Source organism: Caldanaerobius polysaccharolyticus DSM 13641 (assembly GCF_000427425.1).
Classification (GTDB): Bacteria; Bacillota; Thermoanaerobacteria; order Thermoanaerobacterales; family Caldanaerobiaceae; genus Caldanaerobius; species Caldanaerobius polysaccharolyticus.
The window spans coordinates 100,225-117,458 of the sequence record NZ_KE386493.1 but is presented as its reverse complement, the minus strand read 5'-3'; the positions used below and the strand labels follow the sequence as shown (position 1 = coordinate 117,458).

Annotated in this window: 19 protein-coding genes; 1 reads left to right on the top strand and 18 read right to left on the bottom strand. The window is 44.6% G+C overall.

Features of this window, described 5'->3' with window-relative positions; genetic code table 11:
• Nucleotide 1: 1 nt before the first annotated feature.
• The 17 genes from yqfD to CALPO_RS0100500 form a co-directional block, all read right to left on the bottom strand.
• Nucleotides 2-1,225 (bottom strand): sporulation protein YqfD, encoded by a 1,224-nt coding sequence (gene yqfD / locus CALPO_RS0100580; protein WP_026485607.1) that lies wholly within the window; start codon nt 1,223-1,225, stop codon nt 2-4.
• A 10-nt stretch (nt 1,226-1,235) separates the two neighbouring features.
• Nucleotides 1,236-1,514 carry a sporulation protein YqfC gene (gene yqfC / locus CALPO_RS0100575; protein WP_026485606.1) on the bottom strand — a complete coding sequence of 93 codons (279 nt, stop codon included), beginning with the start codon at nt 1,512-1,514 and terminating at the stop codon, nt 1,236-1,238.
• Nucleotides 1,515-1,612: 98 nt separating this feature from the next.
• Nucleotides 1,613-1,789, bottom strand: a complete 177-nt coding sequence (gene rpsU / locus CALPO_RS0100570; protein ID WP_026485605.1) for a 30S ribosomal protein S21 — start codon at nt 1,787-1,789, stop codon at nt 1,613-1,615.
• An 82-nt stretch (nt 1,790-1,871) separates the two neighbouring features.
• Complete coding sequence (locus tag CALPO_RS0100565; protein ID WP_026485604.1) at nt 1,872-2,213, bottom strand: histidine triad nucleotide-binding protein; 342 nt, start codon at nt 2,211-2,213, stop codon at nt 1,872-1,874.
• Nucleotides 2,214-2,265: 52 nt separating this feature from the next.
• A complete protein-coding gene (gene mtaB / locus CALPO_RS0100560; protein ID WP_035171809.1) occupies nt 2,266-3,570 on the bottom strand; it encodes a tRNA (N(6)-L-threonylcarbamoyladenosine(37)-C(2))-methylthiotransferase MtaB in 1,305 nt (434 codons plus the stop codon).
• Nucleotides 3,570-4,301, bottom strand: coding sequence for an RsmE family RNA methyltransferase (locus CALPO_RS0100555; protein ID WP_026485602.1), 732 nt, complete (start codon nt 4,299-4,301; stop codon nt 3,570-3,572). The genes mtaB and CALPO_RS0100555 overlap by 1 nt, the downstream gene beginning before the upstream one ends.
• The gene (gene prmA, locus CALPO_RS0100550) at nt 4,294-5,229 is read right to left on the bottom strand and encodes a 50S ribosomal protein L11 methyltransferase (protein ID WP_026485601.1); all 936 of its coding nucleotides are present in this window, start codon (nt 5,227-5,229) and stop codon (nt 4,294-4,296) included. The genes CALPO_RS0100555 and prmA overlap by 8 nt, the downstream gene beginning before the upstream one ends.
• Nucleotides 5,230-5,234: 5 nt before the next feature.
• Entirely contained in the window at nt 5,235-6,383 is a 1,149-nt protein-coding gene (gene dnaJ / locus CALPO_RS0100545; protein WP_035171806.1) for a molecular chaperone DnaJ, read from the bottom strand.
• A 50-nt stretch (nt 6,384-6,433) separates the two neighbouring features.
• Complete coding sequence (gene dnaK, locus CALPO_RS0100540) at nt 6,434-8,266, bottom strand: molecular chaperone DnaK (RefSeq protein WP_026485599.1); 1,833 nt, start codon at nt 8,264-8,266, stop codon at nt 6,434-6,436.
• Between the two features lie 28 nt (nt 8,267-8,294).
• Nucleotides 8,295-8,903: a nucleotide exchange factor GrpE gene (gene grpE, locus CALPO_RS0100535; protein WP_026485598.1), complete on the bottom strand. Its 609-nt coding sequence runs from the start codon at nt 8,901-8,903 to the stop codon at nt 8,295-8,297.
• A gap of 16 nt (nt 8,904-8,919) precedes the next feature.
• On the bottom strand, nt 8,920-9,981 hold the full coding sequence (hrcA, locus tag CALPO_RS0100530; protein ID WP_026485597.1) for a heat-inducible transcriptional repressor HrcA: 1,062 nt from the start codon (nt 9,979-9,981) through the stop codon (nt 8,920-8,922).
• A gap of 90 nt (nt 9,982-10,071) precedes the next feature.
• A complete protein-coding gene (gene hemW, locus CALPO_RS0100525; protein WP_051585743.1) occupies nt 10,072-11,211 on the bottom strand; it encodes a radical SAM family heme chaperone HemW in 1,140 nt (379 codons plus the stop codon).
• On the bottom strand, nt 11,208-13,019 hold the full coding sequence (gene lepA, locus CALPO_RS0100520; RefSeq protein ID WP_026485595.1) for a translation elongation factor 4: 1,812 nt from the start codon (nt 13,017-13,019) through the stop codon (nt 11,208-11,210). The genes hemW and lepA overlap by 4 nt, the downstream gene beginning before the upstream one ends.
• Nucleotides 13,020-13,094: 75 nt before the next feature.
• On the bottom strand, nt 13,095-13,355 hold the full coding sequence (locus CALPO_RS0100515; protein WP_026485594.1) for a hypothetical protein: 261 nt from the start codon (nt 13,353-13,355) through the stop codon (nt 13,095-13,097).
• Nucleotides 13,356-13,364: 9 nt separating this feature from the next.
• The gene (gene spoIIP, locus CALPO_RS14045) at nt 13,365-14,495 is read right to left on the bottom strand and encodes a stage II sporulation protein P (protein WP_156940106.1); all 1,131 of its coding nucleotides are present in this window, start codon (nt 14,493-14,495) and stop codon (nt 13,365-13,367) included.
• Nucleotides 14,496-14,562: 67 nt separating this feature from the next.
• Entirely contained in the window at nt 14,563-15,510 is a 948-nt protein-coding gene (gene gpr / locus CALPO_RS0100505) for a GPR endopeptidase (protein WP_026485593.1), read from the bottom strand.
• 5 nt (nt 15,511-15,515) lie between these two features.
• The gene (locus CALPO_RS0100500) at nt 15,516-15,845 is read right to left on the bottom strand and encodes a phage holin family protein (protein ID WP_026485592.1); all 330 of its coding nucleotides are present in this window, start codon (nt 15,843-15,845) and stop codon (nt 15,516-15,518) included.
• A 109-nt stretch (nt 15,846-15,954) separates the two neighbouring features.
• Here CALPO_RS0100500 and rpsT point away from each other — a divergent pair, with 109 nt between their 5' ends.
• Complete coding sequence (rpsT, locus tag CALPO_RS0100495) at nt 15,955-16,239, top strand: 30S ribosomal protein S20 (protein ID WP_245589862.1); 285 nt, start codon at nt 15,955-15,957, stop codon at nt 16,237-16,239.
• Between the two features lie 24 nt (nt 16,240-16,263).
• On the opposite strand, the gene holA is transcribed toward rpsT, so the two are convergent.
• Nucleotides 16,264-17,220, bottom strand: coding sequence for a DNA polymerase III subunit delta (gene holA / locus CALPO_RS0100490; protein ID WP_026485590.1), 957 nt, complete (start codon nt 17,218-17,220; stop codon nt 16,264-16,266).
• Between the last annotated feature and the right edge of the window lie 14 nt (nt 17,221-17,234).

The following is a 17,234-nucleotide window of genomic DNA, read 5'->3' as shown; positions in this document are numbered from 1 at the left end:
CTTATCTATTTGAATCGTTGATTCTTTCAAGCTTTTCCTCCTTCACCACAATTTTCTCCTGCTTTGAAATATCCTCCTTAACCTCCACCAAAACCTTCGCCCTGGCAGTTCCGTAATAAACCCCCGAGCTTACTACTCTCTTATTTATTATTATAGCATTATGGGGCAACTTTTTGTAGACTTTTTCGTAAGCAACCTGTACGGCCTTTTCAATCGCCTTGTCCGCAGGTATATTGTTTTCTACGAGCTTCCTCTCTTCATAATTTTCCCTTACAATCCAGAGGGGAAATCTCTTATTGCCATACTCCAGCACATAGGTCTTGGTCAAGCTCTTTTTATAGTAACGATAGGGTACCTTTCTAACCCACAAAGGCAACGGCCTGCCATTTACATCAAGCCATATATTGGTCATGCTCCTGCCCGTATTGACAAAATGCGCATCTTTTAAAGTCACGACGGCTTCTTCCTGATACCACGTCCTAGCGTCTATTATGGCCTTTGAGTGCACATATCTGGTAGGTACCCCTTCCCTCTGAATCACCCCTGTGACCAACATCTGCCCTGCCTTTACGGTATCTCCGTCCTTAACCACAGGGTCCCCTTGAAAGGTGATGATCCTATCAATAACAGCATCCTTGCTTGAAACGATATTAGTTGGAACGCCATCGTCACTCACTTTAGGAGGCTTTTCTTTCTCTACCACAGACACATCCATGTGGGTACCCCGTATAGTCACTCCAGCCCATGCCAGATCGCCTATGTCGATGAGAAGTTTCCTTTCTACCTCTGATGGATTTACGCTGTACTTAAATGCTCCAGGTCTCACGCCGTACTTTGCCAGCACTTTTTCTATACTCTTGGTGCTTACAGTTTTGTTGCCGTGAACCTCTATCACCCATATAAATGAGGAGACGTAAAAGACAAAGGCCATGCAAAAGACCATTCCCAGCACAAACACCTTTCGCCTTTTTACCTTGCCCAGGATAAAAGGGTACCCGTTTTTATCCACCACAGTCATCTTTAATTTAAGTCTTCTAGCCACAGGCCTTAAAGCAAAAAAACCCCTCAAGCTCACTGTAGCCATTATCTTGGTGCCGGATAACCTTTTGACGTTTTTAAGGGATACATTTCTGGTAACGGCCATGTTTATGAACTTTTCTACAGAGATCCCTTCAATCTTTATATTGACATACCCTTTGAGGTAGTTCCACAAATTGTCCTGCACTTTTATCACCTTATTGGAAAAACTCGATGGACTTGATGTTGCCTGTTACGTACATCTCCTCTGGCTGTATCTCCTTAATCACCAGGTCGTCGCCCACCAGCTTTATCACCCCGCACTTAGAATTCAGCCTTATGAGGTCGCTCTTGTATTCGATGATACCTTTATGATTATCTATTATCAGCTCTACATTGCCTATCATGGTCACTTTTGGCAAGTCCAGCATGACGTCCCTGGGGTAATCCAGCATATCGGCAAAAGCTTTTTTTACCTTGCTCACATCCTCTTTCATACCCTTCACTTCCCCTATTCTCTTTTATATAATAATACTATGCTGGTGGGCAAAATAAAAAAACCCGGTGTTAACCGGATTTTTTTCTACTCACTACGTTACCTGTGCTTTCTCTTCCTCGCAGCTTCAGACTTTTTCTTACGCCTTACACTGGGGCTCTCGTAATGTTCCCTTTTCCTCATCTCAGAAAGGATACCCGCCATAGCACATTCTCTTTTAAACCTGCGGAGCGCGCTATCCAGGGACTCATTTTCTCCAACTCTGACCTCTGGCATTTGTATTCTCCCCCCTTCCCGATCCATTGGGCGAAGCACATTACCATTATATACTGCCGGCCTTTCAAAGTCAAGCTGTCCGTCAACCGGGCGGCCACCCCATATTCCTGCCTCCTATAAGGTGAAAATGAAGGTGGTTTACCGTCTGACCTGCTGCAGGGCCACAATTGACCACTACTCTAAATCCATCCTGGGCAATGCCCTGCTCCTTAGACAGCTTCTGCACTGTCTGCACGATCCCTTTAAGTACATCAGAAGCCGGGTCCAACTCCATTATGGACTCTACGTGTACCTTTGGTATGATGAGCACGTGCACCGGTGCTACAGGATTTATATCCTTAAAAGCCATTACTCTATCGTCTTCGTATACGACCTGTGATGGAACCTCTTTTTTTACTATTTTACAGAATATGCAATCAGACATATTATCACCTCTGCTGTATATTTATATTCCATACAAATTTAAAAAATCCTTCTTATTTAACCAATTTTCCTATCACGTGGTCACCCTCTATGGCTATAAACTCAACGGGTAAAATCTCGTTGCATAAAGACTTGTCACCTGCTGCCAACACCCTTATATACGTATCGGTAAGCCCTTCTACATAACCTTGGTTGTCATCTGATACCTGCTCAAAGAGGACGTGCTGTACAGTACCTAAAAAACGCGACATGTACTCCTGTTTTAACTCATAGCCCAACTGTATCATCTTTTTACTGCGCTGCTCTTTTACGCTGTTTTTAACCTGATCCGGATACCGGGCAGCCGGCGTACCTTTGCGCTTTGAGTATTTGAAAACGTGCATGTGGCTGAACCTCATTTCTCTCACAAAATCATAGCTCTTTTCAAATTCCTCCTCTGTCTCACCGGGAAAACCCACCATTATATCGGTGGTTATAGCTACATCGGGAATCAAATCCCTTATCATGTTTACCACATCCCTGTAGTCCGACGTGGTGTAACTTCGCCGCATCCTCTTTAAAGTCTCATCACACCCACTTTGCAGAGATATGTGAAAATGCCTGCAAAACTTGGGCATATGAGCCACGCGGTTCACAAATTCCTCTGTCAAGAGGGACGGCTCCACAGAACTCATGCGAATTCTCTCAATGCCTTCTACCTTGCTTACATCTTCTATCAGATCGATGAGCTTTTCCCCTTCCAGATCTTTACCATACGACGCCACATGTATACCCGTAAGCACCACTTCTTTAAATCCCGCATGGGCTAAACGGTTTATTTCCTCTATGACATCTCTCACAGGCCTGCTCCTGATAGGTCCTCTGGCATAGGGTATTATGCAATAGGTGCAAAACTGGTTACATCCCTCCTGGATCTTGACGTAAGCCCTGGTCCTCCCCTTATGGCTTGACACAGCCAGTTGCTCAAAATCCCTCTCATTCCATATGTTCCCTACAGCTTTAACTCTTTTCCCTTTCATAGCTTCTTCTACCAGGTGCACTATCTCCTGTTTGCGATTGGTTCCTACCACGAGATCCACGCCGGGGATATTCATTATCTCATCAGAAGCTACCTGTGCATAACAGCCCACTACTCCTATAACCGCATCCGGATTGAGCTTTGATGCTTTGTGAATGAGACTGCGGGACTTGCTGTCACTCCTTGCTGTTACCGTGCACGTATTTATGATGTACACATCGGCCACCTGATCGAAATCCACAACAGCATATCCAGCTTTTTCAAACAGCTCTTGCATCGCCTCTGTTTCATACTGATTAACCTTGCAACCCAGTGTGTAAAACGCAGCCTTTTTTTGCATCAACCGATATCCCCCATCTCGTACATGATCAGCGAAACGGTAACAAAACCCGCTGTCTCAGTCCTCAAAACCCTTGGCCCAAGTGTCACCGGACAGGCCCCGCTTTGCACCGCCCTGGTCACTTCTCCATCGCTAAATCCGCCCTCGGGACCTATGAGTATTCCCACCTTTTTAAAGCTCTTACCCTTTCGCATAATGTCTTTTAAGTGGACGATATTTTCCGCCTCATGAGGGAGAAAAAAAATATCGTAGGACTTTATGGACTCCAGCACATCTTCAAAGGCCATAGGTTCGTGTATATAGGGAACTGTAGAGCGTCGGCATTGTTTAGAGGATTCATAAGCAATTCTCCTCCACCGCACCAGCTTGCCGCTGCTGTCATCCCACTTTACGACGACCCTCTCAGTGATGACAGGCACAATGCTGTTAATACCCAGCTCAGTACACTTTTGGACGATCAAGTCCATCTTAGCAGACTTAGGAAGCGCCTGATAAAGGGTGATGTCCACACTGGCTTTTACTGGCTGAAGGACGCTTAATATACTGGCCGTCACGTACTTTTCATTTATCTCTACGACTTCTACTCTGTAGTCATTTCCTATGCCATCGGATACCACGATGTTTTCTCCCTTTTTTATATGCAGGACCTTGAAGTGATTGAGCTCATCCCTGTCTGTTATCATAACTTTTTTATCAAATACATTTTCAGGGGATACAAAGAACTTATGCATTTAATACACAACCCATCGCAACCCACTCGCCGTCATACATGCTCTCCACAATGGAAAAACCATGGACTTTAAGCTCTTGCACCACGTCCTTTTCTCTCTCCTTTATAATACCACTGGCGATGTATATGCCGCCTTTTTTTAAATTTTCTCTGACGTCGCGGGTTATCTTTATTATCACATCAGCTATTATATTGGCCACGACCATATCGGCCTTTATGTCCTCATTCTTTAAACCCTTCAGCCCATCGTTTTTCCTAACCTCTACCACATTATTTACGCCGTTTTTCAACACGTTGTCCCGCGCCACATTAACTGCTACATCGTCTATATCCAAAGCCAAGACCCTGGATGCCCCTAATTTTGCCGCTGTCACCGACAGTATTCCCGAACCGCATCCTACATCCAGCAAGCTCATGCCTGGCTTTAGGTATTTTTGTAACATCACTATGCACATCCTGGTGGTTTCGTGGGTACCTGTTCCAAAAGCCATGCCAGGATCTATCTGGACAACCAGCTCACCTTTATCAGCCTGGTATTGTTCCCACTCGGGTTTGATGACGATCTTTGGCCCAATTTTTACAGGTTTATAATATTTTTTCCACGAGTTAGCCCAATCTTCTTCGTATACCTCCGCAGTGCTTATAGTGCTCTCCCCTGTGTTGATGTAGTTGCCCAGTTCTTTTACGCGATTTCTTACCGTGTTCAGCTTATCGGGCAAATCAGGTCCCTCTGGCAAATACCCTTTTACCACCGCTATGTTGTCTTCTACGATTAATTTATCTACATCCTCTTCATCCCATTCTGTTGCTTCTGAAGCTATATGAAAATCCTCTATTACCACACCTCCAGCGCCTACATCGTAGAGGATATTGGAAACAGCGTCTACCGCATCCCGGGTTGTCTTGACCTGGACTTCTATCCAACTCATAATTTTTAACCTCCAAATACGTTTCTCATCTTCTCAAAAAAAGACTTGCTCTGCTCGTTCACATCCTCACCGCTTATCTCCGCAAACTTCCTCAACAGCTCTTTCTGCTTTTCCGTAAGTTTTTTAGGAACTTCTACGTACACCTTTATTAACTCATCCCCTCTGCCATATCCTCTTACACTGGGTATACCTTTGCCCTTTAACCTGAACACAGTCCCGCTCTGGGTGCCTTCAGGTATGGTGTACTTTATTTTCCCTTCCAACGTGGGAACTTCTATTTCAGCTCCCAGTGCAGCCTGAACAAAGGAAATTGGGATTTCGCATATAATGTTTTGCCCCTCTCTTTTGAAAATCTCATGGGGCTTTACCTTTATCTCAATAAACAGGTCCCCTGGAGGGCCTCCGTTGACCCCCAGCTCACCTTCTCCCCTTAGAGATATGACGGAGCCGTTATCTACCCCAGCGGGTATCTTCACTTTTACCCTTCGTGACCTTCTCATCCTTCCAGTCCCTCTGCAATCAGGACAGAGCTCCTTTATGATCTTGCCTGTACCACGGCAATGCTCACAAGTTCTCACCTGTGTGAAGCTACCCAAAGGAGTTCGCTGGGTCTGCCTTATCTGACCTGTTCCCCCGCAGTACCCACAGGTAACCGGCTTTGTACCGGGCTTTGCACCTGTGCCATTGCAGGTGCTACACATCTCGGTGCGCTCTACCCTAAACTCTTTTTCTGCGCCAAAAGCCGCTTCCTCAAAGGTTATGGTCATATGATACCTTATGTCAGCGCCTTTTTGTGGGCTATTTCTCCTGCGGCCTGTAAAGCCTTCGCCAAAAAACATATCAAATATATCTCCAAAGCCGCCAAAATCTCCAAAATCGCCAAAGTCACCAAAGCCGCCGCCAAATCCTCCCGTGTTAAATCCACCCTGGCCATTGACGCCGGCATGGCCAAACTGGTCGTATCTGGCTTTCTTTTCAGGGTCGCTCAACACCTCATAAGCCTCGTTGATCTCCTTAAACTTCTGCTCAGCTTCTTTGTCACCTGGATTCATGTCAGGGTGGTACTTCTTTGCCAGCTTTCTATACGCTTTTTTTATCTCGTCCTGTGACGCATTTCTATCCACCCCTAATATCTCGTAATAGTCTCTCGCCAATCCAATCACCACCTCAGTCTAAAACCTGCCCTGACAGGGCAGGTTTTGTTTCAGTCGACTTTGTAATCCGCATTGTAAGTGTTGCCGTTATCGTCACGGCCTGAATTGTTGGAACCGGCTCCTGTATTCCCACCAGCGTTTCCACTGGCTCCGGCCTGCTGATATATCCTGGTAGAGACTTCATAGAAAGCCTGGGACAACGACTCTGTGGCATCTTTTATAGCCTGAATATCGCTGCCGCTTAAGGCCTTTCTCACCTTCTCTATTTCCGCATTGATCTTCTCCCTTTCCTGTGGCGTCACCTTATCGCCCAGGTCTTTTAATGTCTTTTCGGCCTGGTATATAGCCGAGTCCGCGTTGTTCCTTATATCGGCCTCTTCTTTCCTCTTTTTATCCTCTTCAGCGTACTTCTCAGCCTCTTTTCTCATCCTCTCGATTTCCTCTTCGCTGAGATTGGTGGTAGACGTAATCGTTATGCTTTGCTCTTTACCAGTACCCAGGTCTTTAGCCGAGACATGTACAATTCCGTTAGCGTCGATGTCAAAAGTTACTTCAATCTGCGGCACCCCTCTAGGCGCAGGAGGAATACCTGTAAGGGTAAAGCGGCCCAGTGTCTTATTGTCCTTAGCCATGGGCCTCTCGCCCTGGAGGACGTGAATTTCCACCGAAGTCTGGTTATCAGCTGCTGTGGAGAATATCTGACTCTTTTTAGTAGGTATGGTGGTGTTGCGCTCAATGAGCTTTGTAAACACGCCGCCCAGTGTCTCAATGCCCAGGGAAAGGGGCGTTACATCCAACAGCAGTATATCTTTTACCTCACCGCCCAAAACTCCTGCCTGTATAGCAGCTCCTATAGCCACGCACTCATCGGGGTTAATCCCTTTATGAGGCTCTTTCCCCGTAAGTCTCCTAACCGTCTCCTGAACCAGGGGTATTCTGGTAGAACCTCCTACCAGTATAACTTTATCGATTTTATCCGGCGTTAAATTGGCATCGCTCAACGCCTGTCTTACCGGACCTTCTGTAGACGCCACCAGGTCTGATATGAGCTCCTCAAACTTGGCCCTCGTCAACGTAACTTCCAGGTGCTTTGGCCCCGTCGCATCCGCCGTGATAAATGGAAGGCTTATCAGAGAAGAAGTGGCAGAGGAAAGCTCTATCTTCGCCTTTTCTGCAGCCTCTTTCAACCTCTGCAAAGCCATCTTGTCCTTGCTGAGGTCTATGCCGTGCTCCTTTTTAAATCCATCTATCAGCCAATCCATTATCCTCTGGTCGAAGTCATCGCCGCCCAGATGGTTATTTCCACTGGTAGCTAACACTTCAAAGACTCCATCGCCTAATTCAAGGATGGATACGTCAAAGGTACCTCCTCCTAAGTCGTACACCATTATCTTCTGGTTCTCTTCTTTGTCCAGTCCGTAGGCCAGTGAGGCCGCCGTAGGCTCATTGATAATCCTCAATACCTCAAGGCCCGCAATCCTGCCTGCGTCTTTTGTGGCTTGCCTCTGGCTGTCGTTAAAGTACGCTGGAACCGTTATAACCGCTTGCGTAACTGGTTCTCCCAGATACGCTTCTGCATCTCTTTTGAGCTTCTGCAGAATAAACGCAGATATCTCCTGCGGGGTATACTCTTTGCCATCTATGTTTACTTTGTAATTTGTACCCATATGTCTTTTTATAGACATGACGGTTCTCTCGGGATTGGTTATAGCCTGCCGCTTTGCCACCTGGCCCACTAATCTCTCTCCTGTATCTGTAAAGGCCACCACAGAAGGCGTAGTCCTAGCTCCTTCTGCGTTAGGTATTACCACCGGTTGGCCACCTTCCATCACTGCCACACATGAAAATGTGGTGCCAAGGTCAATTCCAATAATTTTTCCCATTTAAGCACTCCTCCTTAAACTCCTGATTTTATTTTGCAACTTTTACAAGACTTGGCCTTATCACGCGATCATTTAATTCATAACCTTTTTGAAGTACTTCTACCACGGTATTAGGCTCGCAGCCGCTATCTTCTACCTGCATCACAGCATGGTGCTTATATGGATCAAAGGGCTTTCCCTCTGCCTGGATCTCTTTTACATTAAAATCCGACAATACCTTCTTGAATTGATTTATCACCATATTAACACCATCTATTATAGCCCTATTGGCGTCATTGACCTCTACCGCCGCCGCCCTCTCAAGGTTATCGAGAACAGGTAACATCGCCAGTATAAGCTGCTCATTGCCGTACTTCACCAAATCCTCTTTTTCTTTCTGAGTCCGCTTTCTAAAATTGTCAAACTCAGCTTGAATTCTTTTGGCCAGATTTAAATACTCATCAGCCTCCTTTGTTTTTGCCTCCAGCGCCTCTTTAAGCTTTTTCACCTCTTCAGCAGCCTGCTCTTGTTCGTCTTCGCACTGGCACCCATTTTCACCGCCTTCACCGCCGTTTTCAACCTGCCGTGCCTCCTGAGGCTCATCGGCCTTATCGCAATTAATCTCTTCAGCCATCTTCTCTTCTTTCTTTTCCAACACCTATCCACCCCTTGTTTTATATTCCGTAAAGGTATTCCATTAATTTTCCCAGGTCTTCCTTTACCAGGTTAACTGTTGCTATGGCTTTCCGATAATCCATTCTGGTAGGTCCTATTATACCAATGCTGCCTATAGACCTGCCGTTTAATCTATACGCTGCTATGATGATGCTCATGTCCTTTGTTTCGTCGAACTTATTTTCGCTGCCTATGGTAATATCTATATCGTTATCGCGGTTGGGCTGCAGCACCTCGTACAGCAATTCCTTCTCTTCCAGCAAAGACATAAAATTCTTCACCTTTTTTATATCCTGATACTCAGGGTAATTGAATATGTTGGTGGTACCATCCATAAATATATCGCCATCGTCGGCTCTTCTCAAGGTCTTTTTTATCGAGTTTATTACGTTATCCAACAAAACATCGTCGTTAAACTCCACTTTAATGCTGTTGATCAAATCGTCGTCGATTTCCTCGATGGTAAGATATGATAGTTTATGGTTTATGAGGTTGTTTACCCTATCCACTTCAATAGAATCCATAGGTTTATTCATCTTCAAAACCGCATTTCTGACAAGACCTGTATTAGTGAGTATAGCCAGCAGGATATTGCTATCGTCAATTGGCACCAGCTTTATCGCCTTGAGCTTGCTTAGGTTGAGCTGAGGGGCTAATACCAACGACGTATACCTGGTTACATTGGAGAGCAATTTGGCGATCTTCTTGATTATCTCCTCAATCCTATCTTCTGCGTCAGAAGATATTTCCTCAAACAGGTATTTTTCCAGTATATACTTTTCCCTTTCATCTAATTCCGAAGTCAAACTTATTAAATCCTGCATAATACTGTCCACATAATATCTGTAACCTTTAATGGATGGTATCCTACCTGCAGACGTGTGAGGCTGCTCAAGATAACCCATATCTTCAAGGTCAGCCATTTCATTCCGTATCGTGGCTGAACTCAGGCCTATCTTATACTTTTTTGCAATTGTCCTCGAACCCACAGGGTCGGCTGTCTTTATATATCCGTCAACTACAGCTTTTAAGATCTTATCCTTTCTCTCATCCAATTGCATCCTGGCCTCACCTCTCATTGTTAGCACTCTCACTTATAGAGTGCTAATTCATGCTTATAAAATATCACTTAACGTGTAAAATGTCAATATTTATCTTAAAAAATCACTCAATACGGTATTGGAAACATCTATTCCTCTTTCAGTAAACCTGAGAAATCCGCTTTTTACTTCTAAAAATCCCATATCGCCGTATTTTTCAACGACGTCGCCGTACTCCTTTAGCAAATCCACATGATATCGTTCCCGGAATTCCTTCAAATTTATACCTGTAATAAGCCTTAAACCTGTAATAATGGCGTAAATGACCTTCTCTCTTTCGCTTACGTACTCAAATTCCTCTATAGGAAGCAGCCCTTTATGCACTTTTTTGATGTAATCCGTTATATCATCCGCGTTTTTATACCTTATATTGTCATAATAAGAACTGGCTCCAGCTCCTATGCCCACGTATTCGCTGTCCGTCCAGTATGCGGTGTTGTGTTTACACTGGTATCCGGGTAAGGCGAAATTGGATATCTCGTAATGCCTGTACCCCGCTGCCAGCAATCTCCTTTTGGCTTCATAATACATCTGGCGCTCCGTGTCCTCATCGGGCAAATCGAGTATTCCTCTTTTGACCATATCTCCCAAAGGGGTGTTGTTTTCTATCGTAAGGCTATAACAGGACACATGATGGGGTTTAAGCCCGATGACGGCATCAAGGGTCTGTGTCCACATGTCCATAGTCTGTCCTGGCAAGCCAAACATGATGTCTACATTTACATTGCCAAAGTACTTTAAAGCACTGTAATAACTGGACAAAAACTGCTCGTATGTATGCACCCTTCCCAGCAATTTGAGCAAATGATCCTGCCTAGCCTGTAAGCCCAGGCTCAAGCGGTTGACTCCCCTTAGAGACAGGCCTCTGAGCATGAGATCAGAAACAGTGCCTGGATTTGCTTCTACCGTCACTTCTGCCCCATCGTCAACATCGTAAAGGCTGCTAATAGTATCCAGAATAAGGGAAAGCTGAGATAGCGTAAAAGTGGTAGGGGTACCTCCTCCTATAAACAACGTCCTGACTTTATAGCCTTTTAATTTACACGCGTACATCTTCAGTTCGCCAATTAGTGCATCTAGATAATAGGGTTTTAATTTCTCCATTCCTGCAAAAGAATTAAAATCGCAGTAAAAGCACTTTTTTACGCAAAAAGGGATGTGCACGTAAATGCTTATGTCTTTCAACCTCAATTTTCGTCCTCCAACTTCAGCACTGACATGAAGGCCTCTTGAGGTATTTCCACCTTGCCTATCTGCCTCATGCGCTTTTTCCCTTCTTTCTGCTTTTCTAGAAGCTTTTTCTTCCTGGTGACATCGCCCCCGTAACACTTAGCAAGCACATCTTTTCTCATGGCCTTTACAGTCTCTCTGGCGATTACCCTGTTGCCTATAGCCGCCTGAATGGGTATCTCAAACAACTGCCTGGGTATGGACTCTTTAAGCTTTTCTACAATTTTTCTGCCTCTTTCATAGGCCTTATCCCTGTGCACTATCACAGAGAGGGCATCCACCACTTCCCCGTTTATGAGAATATCCAGCTTTATGAGATCAGATACCTGATAGCCCGCCATGTGGTAATCCAGCGACGCATAGCCCCTCGTCCTGGATTTTAAAGCATTGAAAAAATCAAATATGATCTCGTTTAACGGCAGCTTGTACTCCAACATGACCCTGCTGGTGTCGATGTACGTCATGTTTACGTACGTCCCTCTTTTTTCTTGACACAAATCCATCACAGGGCCTACGAAATCTGACGACACGATGATAGACGCATTCACCACCGGTTCCTCAATGTACTCAATCTCCTGAGGCTTGGGCAAATTTACTGGATTGGAAATCTCCAATACCTCTCCATTGGTCTTTGTGACCCTGTATATGACGCTGGGCGCTGTAGTCACCAAGCTGAGATTGTATTCCCTTTCCAGCCTCTCTTGCACGATTTCCATGTGAAGAAGCCCTAGAAAACCGCACCTGAACCCGAATCCCAAAGCTACCGATGTTTCCGGTTCAAATACCAGCGCAGCGTCGTTTAGCTGCAGCTTTTCAAGTGCATCTTTAAGATCTTCATAATGGGTGGTATCCGCAGGGTAAATGCCGCTGTAGACCATGGGCGTGACCTTCCTATAACCCGGCAACGGCACCAGAGCGGGATTTTCCGCATCTGTTATGGTATCGCCCACGCGGCAGTCCCTTACGTCTTTCATGCTGGCAGCTATATATCCTACTTCTCCCGCCTGCAATTGGTCCAATGGCTTCAGTCCAGGGGTAAAAGTACCTACTTCTGTGACCTCAAATTCCAAGCCTGTAGACATCATTTTTATCCTCGTTCCCGGCTTTACGACGCCATCCTTTATCCTTACAAAGGCGATAACCCCTTTGTAATTGTCGTAATAGGAGTCAAAGACTAAAGCCTTAAGGGGCTTATCCTTATCGCCTTCAGGAGGAGGTATTTTATCCACAATGGCTTTAAGGACGTTTTCAATGCCTGTACCCTCTTTGGCAGATACCAGCAAAGCTTCGCTGGCATCCATTCCTATTACCTCCTCAATTTCCTGCTTAACCGCGTCAGGGCGAGCGCTGGGAAGATCTATCTTGTTTATAACGGGTATTATCTCCAGATCGTGGTCCAGGGCTAAGTACAGGTTGGCTAGCGTCTGCGCTTCTATGCCTTGAGATGCATCGATTACCAGCAAAGCTCCTTCACAGGCTGCCAGGCTTCTGGACACCTCGTAATTGAAATCTACGTGTCCAGGGGTATCTATGAGATTTAATACGTACTCCTCGCCATCCTCACTGCGGTACACAAGCCTGACAGGCTGGAGCTTTATAGTAATACCCCTCTCTCTTTCCAAATCCATGGTGTCTAAAACCTGATCTTCCATTTCCCTCTGGGTGAGGGTACCTGTTTTTTCTATCAACCTGTCGGCAAGGGTGGATTTACCGTGATCTATATGGGCGATAATGCAGAAATTCCTGATGTGCTCCTTATCCAAATTCAATCCTCCTACAACACGTTTTATATTCTTTCACACTTTAAATACTATAACATCGCAATGAATTTTGCAATATCGCCCTTACCTATTGAACCAATTCAGCATCGTTCTTATAGCTCTGTCAGAAATTTTTATATCATTCCCCAGAAAATTCATGTCAATGTAGTGTCTGGTCGCTGCCACAGAAAAGGCGTTTATTTTTCCGTAACCGTATACCAACCAGCTGGTGTTGTAATCTACGATCAAAAAACCCGCAAGAAATACCAGCGCGCATAGAAAAAAAAGAGCGTACCATTTTCTTCTCATTCGCCTTTCTAAAATATACCTCTGTACTCTTTTCATAAAAACCTCCTACCGGCCCGTGGAATTTATCACATCAGATAGGGCCTCTCCCAGTACCTTTGCAGAAGCCACAGCTTCTTCCAGCGTATTGTAATTGCTGCCCACTTCAACGAGGACAGAGTTTTCTAAAATCTGTTGGTTATAACTGGCATAAGTCTTTACGTCAATACCCAGGCTTAAACCGGGTACCAGCTGATTCACCTTATCGCTTATCTTTTTCGCGAACTCGTAATTTTTATGCCAGTCCTCTTTGTCAGAGGAGCTTCGCCTGCTGCCTATGACAAACATGATCCTGGCATAGTTCTCGCCACCGCGCACCAAAAGGTATTTTTTTCTAAAGTCCGGGTTAGGCAATTTATTTAAATCAGGTGTTTGATCCATACCCTTTTTCATTACTTCTCCGTATGCGTCTCTGTGCAAGTCAATGGCAAATTTTATGGACGGATACTTTTTTAAATCGTTTTTCAACGTAAGCACAGATCTTTCATATGCGCCGTCGTAAGGGTTATCGTGCACTGTGGTATCGTGCAAAACGCTTATGCCGTTTTTATTCAAAACCCCTTTGAGTTCTTTGCCCAATCTAATTACGTTTACATTGGGGTCATCGCTTCTATCACTATCGGTGGGAATATACCTGTGCTCAGCGGTGGCTATAAAAGACTCATGGGTATGAGTATGATATATCAATACCTGCGGTTTTGAATCGTCTAAGTTTAAACCGGTGTTTACATCGGCAGATTGATTAAAAGCTTTGCCTTCCGCTACGATTTCCTTTTTAGGCTTTGCACTAGGCGTGATCGTACTTTTTGCATTTGCATTAAACACACCTTTACTAGGGGCGTTAAAAGGCGGCAATTGAGAAGACAATATAAGCTTAGGGTCCAGTTTTATGGCGGTTATTTTATTAAGAAATGACCAATCTATTACACCGTGAGAACCTCGGTTGAATTGAGCCTGGATCAAAGGCATACCCATGTTAAGCAGGACCTCAGTCAAATTTACTTGAGCCACCTTGTCCAATTTAACATTATTCTTTGCTTCGGCCTTGGCGCTAAAAAATAACTTGGAACTTAGTACCATTAAAGCCAGGACTAAGGCAAAAAATACATAAACCGTGCGGTATTTCACTATAAACAACAAAATGCACCCCTCTTTTTCTTTTGATTTACTCTAGTATATTAAAAAGAAGGGCACATTATGACTTGTTTTATCGATATAAGTTATCTTGAAGGGCTATATTAATACCTTCTGCCAGTATTGCGGCCATGTCGTTTATCATTTCGTCGACTTCTTTGGGAGTAACCATAAGGTTATCATACGGCGAGATGACTTCTCGTATAAGATCGTACCTTTCCTCCCTGTTTAAATCCTTTAACACCTGGTAAAAAGGGCTGTCCTGGGGTGTAGCCTTCATCAGGGAATCTACTAAAAGGTCTATGGTATCGCTGGCCATGGTCGCCGCATCCACTACAGTAGGCACCCCTAGGGCTATTACAGGTATACCCAACGTGCTCTGATCCAGGGCAGCGCGTCTATTGCCAATTCCCGCACCTGGACTTACACCGGTATCAGAAATCTGAATGGTAGACGCCAGCCTGCTGGTGCTTTTTGAAGCTAAAGCGTCCACAGCTATTATCAAGTCTGGTTTTATGCGGCTCACAACTCCTTTTATTATGTCTGCCGTCTCAATTCCTGTAATGCCCAAGACACCCGGGGCAATTGCGCTCACAGGCCTCATACCTGGCCTGACCTCTTGCGGTGCAAATTCAAATATCTGCCTTGTGACAAAAATCCTGGAGACAACCTTAGGCCCCAGCGCATCTGGGGTCACATTCCAATTGCCAAGCCCCACAACCAATACGCTCTGAGATTGCAATCTGTCTATGAGCTTTTTTAATTCATCGGATAGAACTGCAGCTACAGAGTGGTTGAGCTCCGGCGTCCCTGTCCTGATATCGGGCATTTCTAACGTTATATAATTGCCTATAGGTTTTCCCATTGCCATGCTTCCTTGGTAATCTAAGATGTTCACGCGGGTTATAGTGATGCTACCTAGTTTTTCCTGCTTTACCTCTACACCCGGTACTTCTCTCCCCGAGTCCTTCCTGTATAACTCCCGGGTTTCAATAGCCAGATCGGTTCTCCTCAAATCCAATGCGATCACCTCAGCTCAGTGGGGACAAAAGCATCTACTACGCCTATTATCAATGACGCTATTAAAGCACCTAACAATGAAACACTTATAGAACCAGGCACGATAAACTGTGATGCGTAGATAACAACTGCCGCTACTATAAAACCCACTATCCCCCTTCTCTGAGGAGATATCTTATCGCCAAATATGCTTTCAACAACCCATCCTAAAACCGATATCACAACAGCTGCTATCAGTGCACCCCAAAAGCCTGCGACTTTAAACCCAGGCAAAATATATGAAATCACCAGCAACACCAATGCAGAGACAATAAACCTCACAATAGCGCCTAACACGTGACTTCACCTCCCTAATGGTATATTTGACAAATATATTATTTTTATTCATTCCTATTGCAAAAAAAGCTCTAAAATGATAAAATACACTTGCTTGGTCGGCAAGGAGGTGAAATTTTTGGCAAACACTAAATCAGCAAAAAAGAGAATTAAAGTAACCAAAGTTAAGACGTTGAGGAATAGAAGGGTTAAAAACTTAGTGAAAATAGCAATAAAAGACTTTATGAACAAGCTAAATTCTGGCGATGTAGCTTCAGCTACAGAAGCATATAAAAATGCCGTAAAAGTTTTAGATAAAGCTGTTACAAAGGGCGTTTTACATAAAAACAACGCCGCCAATAAGAAATCAAAACTGGCTTTAAAGTTAAACAAAATGTCAAATGCCAGTGCATGAAAAAAGCGTACAGTGTACGCTTTTTTATTTTTGGTCGTCGCTAATGAGCTTGGCCAATAGCACCTCTAAAGCCCATTCGTCTTTTATGGCCCCTGTCTTTACGTCATGCTCTACAGCCAGGCATAGCCTCATTCCCTTGATAAAATACCTAAGGTTATACCGCCTGGCTATATCCAGAGCTTTTTTAGCGGCGTACTTGTGTACGCCCAACCTTTCCTCGGCACCTGAAACACCTTGTATCAAAAGGAGTTTTGCCTTAATGAGCAACCTGTACTGCCATTCCAGCATAGACAGTATGTAGATGGAATTGACGCCGCTGCCAATAAGGTCCGTAAGGATCTTAGCAGAACTTCCACTTCCCCTTTGAACGCTATCGATAAAGTCAAATATGTTATCGTCGACAAGCCTGCCGTAAAAATTCCTTACATCGCCAAGGCCTATCGATTTGTTAGGGTAAACAAAGGAAATCAGTACATCTACACAATTAACACCGCTTCTCAAGTCGTGGGCCATCTGAACCAGATAAGAAGCTGCCGCCGCTTCAAGGCGCACTCCTTTCCTGGCTGCATAATCCACCAACCACCTCTCCACCTCGTAAGGTTTCAATTTTTCAAACTCGTATACAGTTCCCCATTTTTTAGCTGCTTTGTACAATGCCTTTCTTTTATCCACATCTTTTTGCGCGCATATAAGGCATGTAAAAGACGGCAGCTCTTTCACGTAATCGGCCAGCGCCTGTTCATCATCCACAGAACCTTTTACCACCACCAGCTTGCCCTCCGAAAAAAAAGGCACATTTTCACACGTATCTATGACATCCTGTACAGCGGCTTTTTCCCCAAAGACGGTGATATTTACCTCATCGTATTTTTCAGATATACGGTGTAAAAACAGGTCTATAAGGTACTCTTCCTCCCCTGTCAGCATATAAAAACCGCTATTAGTGCTTTTAGCTGCTCGATCCAACTGATCCAAAAACACTTTCTTACCCCCTG